Below are 6,277 nucleotides of genomic sequence, written 5' to 3' on the forward strand. Positions count from 1 at the left end.
CAGCCGCTGCTCGGCCTGCTCGGCGTACAGCTCGGCTACAGTGACATCCATCATCAATCCCTGTCCTGCGGCGAGCCGCAGCTCGTGTACTGACGGGGTGCTGCCCGTTGGCGTCCATGCGATCTCCCGATTCCTTCGAACAGCTCGACATCTACGTCTGGGAGGGCAAGGCGGACATCGTCGAGCGCGTGGCGCGCTGCATGTCGAGCTTCGACGTGGAGGTGGTGCGCGCCGACGGCATGGCCCTGGGCATGGAGCGCGACGCGGGCCGCGCGGCGGTGGCCGTCATCAGCGTGTCGGCCATGGACAGCAGCGGCTTCTCGCTGACCACCGAGTCGCTGCAGGGCACGCCGGTGGTGTGGGTGGCCAGCGCCTCGCGCGAGCGCGACTCGGCCTCCTACCCGCCCGACTACCGGCACGTCCTGCCCTACGACTTCACCTGCGCCGAGCTGCGCACCATGATCGCCAAGCTGGTGCGGCAGTTGCGCACGCGCGTGGCCGAGCTGCCGGGCCCCGACGAGCTGGTTGCCCACTCCGAGGCGATGAAAGCGCTGCTGTCGGAGGTGCAGACCTTCGCCGACTGCGACCATGCCGTGCTCCTGCGCGGCGACACCGGCGTCGGCAAGGAGCGCGTGGCGCAGCTGCTGCACCGCGGCCACCAGGCCTACGGCAAGGGCGCCTTCATCGCGGTGAACTGCGGCGCCATCCCCGACGGGCTGTTCGAGTCGCTGTTCTTCGGCCACGCCAAGGGCTCGTTCACCGGCGCCGTGGCGTCGCACAGGGGCTACTTCGAGCAGGCCACCGGCGGCACCCTGTTCCTCGACGAGATCGGCGACCTGCCGCGCTACCAGCAGGTCAAGCTGCTGCGGGTGCTGGAAGACCGCGCCGTGGTGCGCCTGGGTTCGGCCAGCCCGGTGCGGGTGGACTTCCGGCTGGTGGCGGCGAGCAACCGCAACCTGCGCGAGATGGTGGCGGCCGGCGACTTCCGCGCCGACCTGTTCTACCGCCTGGCGGTGATCGAGCTGTACGTGCCCAACCTGCAGGAGCGCGGCGAGACCGACAAGGTGGCGCTGTTCCGCTCCATCCTGTCCGAGGTGCTGGGCGACGCCGCGCCGGCCCTGGGCGAGCTGCCGCACTGGCTGACGGACGCGGTGGCCGCCACCGCCTTTCCCGGCAACGTGCGCCAGCTGCGCAACCTGGGCGAGCGCATCGGCGTGATCGCGCGCCAGACCGGCGGCTGGGACCGCGCGCACATCGAGCGCGCCCTGGCCCTGGCGCGCATCCGCACCGACGGGCCGGCACCGCAGGCCGAGGCCATCGGCGACCGGCGGGGCTGGAACAGCTCGGAGCGCAACCGCATCATCGAGGCGCTGGAGATCAACGACTGGCGCCGCCAGGACGCCGCGCAGCACCTGGGCATCAGCCGCAAGGTGCTGTGGGAGAAGATGCGCAAGTACCAGATCCTCGACGGCGAGCCGAGCATCCCCGAGGACGGCTGAAGAGGCCGGCCCGCGCTCAGCGCTGGCCGAGCTGCCGGGCGCCGCGCAGCACGAGTGCCTGGGCGCCTTCGCCGGGGCCGCGCTGCGGCCCGCCGCGGCAGGGTGCCGCGGAGGCGATGCAGCCCGTGCCCAGCACGCCGTCGCCGTCCAGCAGCGGGCCGCGCGCCGGGCCGAAGATGCGGTCCACCCACGCGCTGGGCCCATCGCTCTCGATGCGCAGCTCGCCGGTGGCGCGCGCGAGGCGGAACTCCGAGATGCGCAGGTCGAACACGGCGTCGATGTAGTCCTGCACCAGCGTGTAGTAGTCGAGCTGGGCGTCGAGCACGTTGGGCAGCGTCTCGCGCCCGAACTCCAGCAGCCGGCGGCGGCCGCGGAAGGCCTCGCCCGACTCCTGCACGGCGGCCTGCAGCTGGCGCTCGCGCTCGCGGCCGGCCTGGGTGCGGCCCCAGGCCGACAGCGTGGCCTCGAACAGGCTGCGCCGCGCGCCTTCCAGCTTGGCCTGCTGGTTGTCCACCTCCGCCAGCGCCGACTTCACGCGCAGTTGCCGGTCGAAGCCGCTGCCGAAGTTCCAGTTCAGCTCCAGCGCCGCCCGCGTCGGCTCGGAAGGGGAGACGCCGCGCGGGTCCTTGGTCTTGACGACGACGGCCTCCACCGTGGGCCAGAGGCTGGCCTCCTGCTGGTCGACCTGCGCCTCGGCGCGTTCCACCCGGCTGCGGCCTTCGGCCAGCTCGGTGCTGCGGCTCTCGGCGCGGCGCAGCACCTCCTCCTGGCTGCCGGCGGCCCAGGCCGGCAGCGCGGCGAGCGCGGGCAGCCGGCGCGGGTCGGGCCGGAAGCCGAAGTAGCTCTCGAACTTGGCGATGGCCTCGCCGCGCTGCGCGTCGAAGTCGGATTCGCGCGCGGCGATGCTGGCGCGCCGCGCGGCGGCCATGCGCAGGTCGTTCTGGCCGGCGGCGCCCAGCGCCACGCGCCGCTCCTCGGCGCGCGAGAGTTCGTCCACGATGCGCGTGGAGCGCGCCGCGACCTCGCGCTGCAGGTCGAAGCGCTGCACCTGCAGGTAAGCGGTGAGGGCGTCCAGCACCACCTTCTGCGAGGTGGAGAACAGCGCCTCGTCCTGCGCCCGGCTGCCCGCCTCGGCGGCGCGCACGCGCGCGCTGATGGCGCCGCCGTCGATCAGGCTCATCCGCGCCTCGGCGGTGATGAGCTGGTAGCTCCGGGAGGAGGCGCCTTCGGCGCCGCTGTCGTAGCTGCCCGAGGCGCTGCCGACCTTGAAGCGCGGGTAGCGCGCCTGCTTGGCGGATTCCACCTCGAAGCCGCTGGTGGCCGCGGCGGCCTGCGCGGACAGCACTTCGGGATGGTCGTGCGCCAGCGTGCGAAGCGCCTCTTTCACGCGCGCGGCATAGCCGTTGGCGCCCAGCGACGGGGCCGCGAGGCGGCGCGCCGGCGTCAGCGCCGCGCCGGGCAGCGCGGCGGGCGCGGCGGCCGAGGCGGCGTCGGCCATCGCCGCCAGGGCGAGCAGGGTGCCGGGGAGGATGCGACGGATCATGGCTCGCGAAAGGCTTCGCGCTGCAGCTTCAGCACCGGCCGCAGCATGTACCAGATGAAGGGATCGGTGCCCACGAGCAGGTCCACCTCGGCCTCCATGCCGGCGGTGATGCGGTTCTCGGGCCTGCCGACGTGCGACTGTTTCGTGTTCACCAGCAGCCGGTAGTAGGGCGGCGCGGTGGGCAGGGTGGCGTCGCGGTCGGCGTCGGCGGCGACCAGCACCACCTTGCCGTCCACCGTGCCGTAGCGCAGGAAGTCGTAGGCGGTGATCTTCACGCGCGCCGGCTGGCCGGCGTGCACGAAGCCGCGGTCGTTGGGGCTCAGCCGCGCCTCGACCATCACCTCGTCCTCGTCGGGCACGACCTCCAGAATGGTCTCGCCGGGCTTGACCACCCAGCCGGGGCTGGCGCTGCGCAGGCCCTTGACGATGCCGTCGGCCGGCGCCGTGACCACGGTGCGCGAGCGCTGCGTGCGCGCGCGCGCCAGGTCCTCGGCCAGGCTGGAGAGCTGGCGCTCCACCGTGGCCAGCTCGTCCGAGGCGCGGCGGCGGAAGCTGCCCTCGGCCTCGGCCATCTTGGCCTGCGCCTCGCCGATGGCGGCGGTGGCCGAGACCAGCCCCTGGCGCGCCACCGCCAGCTCGGCGCGCGCGCTCTCGGCCTGGCGCCGCTTCTCCAGCACTTCGAGCTGGCCGATCAGCTTCTCGCTGAGCAACTGCTCGGAAATCTTCAGCTCGGCCTGCATGAGCGCGAGGCGCTCGTTCAGCCCGGCGATCTTGGCGTGCTGCTCCATCTGGCGGCTGCGCGCCTGCTCCAGGCTGGCGACGGCGGCGGCCATCACGCCGCGCTGCTCCAGCGCGCGCGCCTCGTAGGCGCCCATCTCGCCGCGCAGCACGGATTCGTCCGTGCCTTCGGCGAAGCGCTCGCGCGCCAGCGGCTCGCCGCGGCTTTCGGCGCCCAGGCGCACGCGCGTGGCCTGCATGGCGGCGTGCCGTGCGGTCAGCTCCTCCAGGTTGAGGCTGCTGCCGCCCAGGTCGATCTCCACCAGCGGCTGGCCCTGGCGCACCAGCTGGCCCTCGCGCACCGCCACGGCGCGCACGATGCCGCCTTCCAGGTGCTGGATGGACTTGACCCGGTCGGAGGGAATGACCCGGCCGGACGCCACCACCACCGTCTCCATGGGATAGCCCAGCGCGATCGCGGCCAGCAGCGCGACCGCGCCGCCGAGCAGCCAGCGGCGGCGCGAGCGGCGCGGCGCCGGCGCCGGCGGCGCCTGGCCGGCGATCTGCTGCAGGATCTGGGGCAGGTCGTTCTTCATCGCTTCGTTTCTCTCCAGGCGGATGCGGGGCCGGGCGCCTCAGGCCGCGCGCACGGCCACCGGGGCCATCTCGGGCCTGGCCTGCGGCGCGCCTTCCTCCTCGACCACGGCGGTGGCCTTCTTCACGCCGAACAGCCGCGGCACCATGACCGAGGCCGGCCCCTGCTCGATGCCGCCGCGGCCCGTCACGTGGTAGACGTGGCTGGCGGCCGACACCATGCGCAGCGAATGGGTGACGACGATCACCGTGCGCGTGCGCGCCACCGCCAGCAGCGTGGCCAGCAGCGCCCGCTCGCTGGCGATGTCCAGGTCGTTGCTCGGCTCGTCCAGGATCAGCACCGAGGGGTTGCGCAGGAAGCTCAGCGCCAGCGCCAGCTTGCGCCGCTCGCCCACCGACAGGCCGGTGCCGCCTTCGCCCACGCGCGTGCGGTAGCCGTCGGGCAGGCGCGAGATGAACTCGTGCGCGCCGGCCAGCCGGCAGGCGCCGACGATCTGCTCGTCGTTCTGGCCGGGCGCGCAGCGGCGCAGCGTGTCCATCAGCTCGCCGGCGAACCAGTACACCTCCTGAGGCAGGTAGCTGATCCAGTTCGCCAGCTCGGCGCGGCCGAACTGCGAGAGGTCGTACTCGCCGATCTCCACCGTGCCGCGCGTGGGCGCGTACAGCCCCGACAGCAGCTTGACCAGCGTGGACTTGCCGGCGCCGTTGCGCCCGACGATGGCATGCAGCCCGCCCGGGCCGATGCTCAGGTCGACGTCCTCCAGCACCGGCGCCAGCTCGGGGCTGAAACCGAAGCCCATGCCGCGCAGGGTGAGCAGGCCGCGCGGCTGCGGCAGCTGCACCGCCAGCGGCGGCTTCTCCACCGGCTCGCCCAGCACCTTCTCCAGGCGCTTGGCCGCCTCGGAGGCGATGGCCAGCGCGCGCCAGTTCGACACCAGCCCCGCCACCGGCTGCAGCGCCTTGAGCGCCAGCATGTTGGAGGCCACCAGGCCGCCCACCGTCATCCACTGCTGCATCACGGCGACGGCGCCGACGGTGATGACCACCGTGGAGAAGATGGTCAGCAGCACCGTGGTGCCGTCGCGCGCGCGCTCGATCTCGCCGTTCTTGCGGAAGCTCTCGGCCAGCCAGGCATCGTAGGTCTCGCGCCAGCGCGCGAGCGTCGGGCCGTCGTTGGCCTGCGTCTTGAGCGTCTCGCGGGCGTTGCAGATCTCCGCCGTCATGCGCTCCAGGCCGCGGCTGCGCTGCGCCTCCTCGACGCGGCCGGCGCGCACCTCGTCGGCCCACCACCAGGCCAGGAAGGACATCACCCCGAGGAAGACCATCACCACCGGCAGCACCGGCAGCGCCACGATGCCGATCACCACCAGCGCGAAGATCGCCATCGGCAGGTCGAAGATCGACTGCGCCAGCCCGCCGGTGATGGTGCCGCGCACCGAGCCGACGTCGCGGAACAGCAGGAACCACATGGAGGCGGGGCGCGCCTCCAGCGCGCGCAGCGGGCGCTGCAGCATCGAGCGCATCAGCGCGTTGGACACCTCGTGGTCGATGGTGGCGCCGGCGTCGCGCAGCAGGCGCGAGCGGCGCGTGCGCAGCCAGAACTCGATCGCCAGGAAGCACAGGATGCCGCTGACCAGCGCCCACAGCGTGGAGGTGCCGTTGCGGTAGATCACCCGGTCATACACCTGCAGCAGGAAGATCGACGGCAGCAGGCCCGACAGGCTGATGGGGATGGACCACCACGCCGCCGAGCGGATCATCCCGAAGGAGCCCTCGAAGGCGCGCCCGAGGGCGTCGGCATGCGGATGGGCTTCGTCGGCGCTGGCCGAGGGCGCCGCGAGTTGACGGGGCAGCAGGTACTTCAGCACGGGCTCGGCTTCATCGGGTTGGAGGGTGAGGACACAAATGTTAACAAGCAGTTACT

General features: G+C 72.9%; 4 protein-coding genes. 1 reads left to right on the forward strand and 3 read right to left on the reverse strand.

The genetic code is table 11. From position 1 onward, the window contains the following. The first annotated feature begins 116 nt into the window (after positions 1–116). A complete protein-coding gene (locus tag ACIY1X_RS19315; RefSeq protein WP_399683615.1) occupies positions 117–1,499 on the forward strand; it encodes a sigma 54-interacting transcriptional regulator in 1,383 nt (460 codons plus the stop codon). 16 nt (positions 1,500–1,515) lie between these two features. Here the strand turns inward: ACIY1X_RS19315 and ACIY1X_RS19320 are convergent, their stop codons facing one another. Genes ACIY1X_RS19320 through ACIY1X_RS19330 form a run of 3 tightly spaced genes read right to left on the reverse strand, consistent with a single transcriptional unit; the run spans position 1,516 to position 6,221 of the window. Further along, a complete protein-coding gene (locus ACIY1X_RS19320) occupies positions 1,516–3,042 on the reverse strand; it encodes a TolC family protein (RefSeq protein ID WP_399683617.1) in 1,527 nt (508 codons plus the stop codon). Next, a complete protein-coding gene (locus ACIY1X_RS19325; RefSeq protein WP_399683619.1) occupies positions 3,039–4,355 on the reverse strand; it encodes an HlyD family type I secretion periplasmic adaptor subunit in 1,317 nt (438 codons plus the stop codon). The genes ACIY1X_RS19320 and ACIY1X_RS19325 overlap by 4 nt, the downstream gene beginning before the upstream one ends. 39 nt (positions 4,356–4,394) lie before the next feature. Then, a complete protein-coding gene (locus ACIY1X_RS19330) occupies positions 4,395–6,221 on the reverse strand; it encodes a peptidase domain-containing ABC transporter (RefSeq protein ID WP_399683622.1) in 1,827 nt (608 codons plus the stop codon). Positions 6,222–6,277 lie beyond the last annotated feature (56 nt).

Source organism: Xenophilus sp., from assembly GCF_044462705.1.
GTDB classification, from domain to species: domain Bacteria; phylum Pseudomonadota; class Gammaproteobacteria; order Burkholderiales; family Burkholderiaceae_C; genus Xenophilus; species Xenophilus azovorans.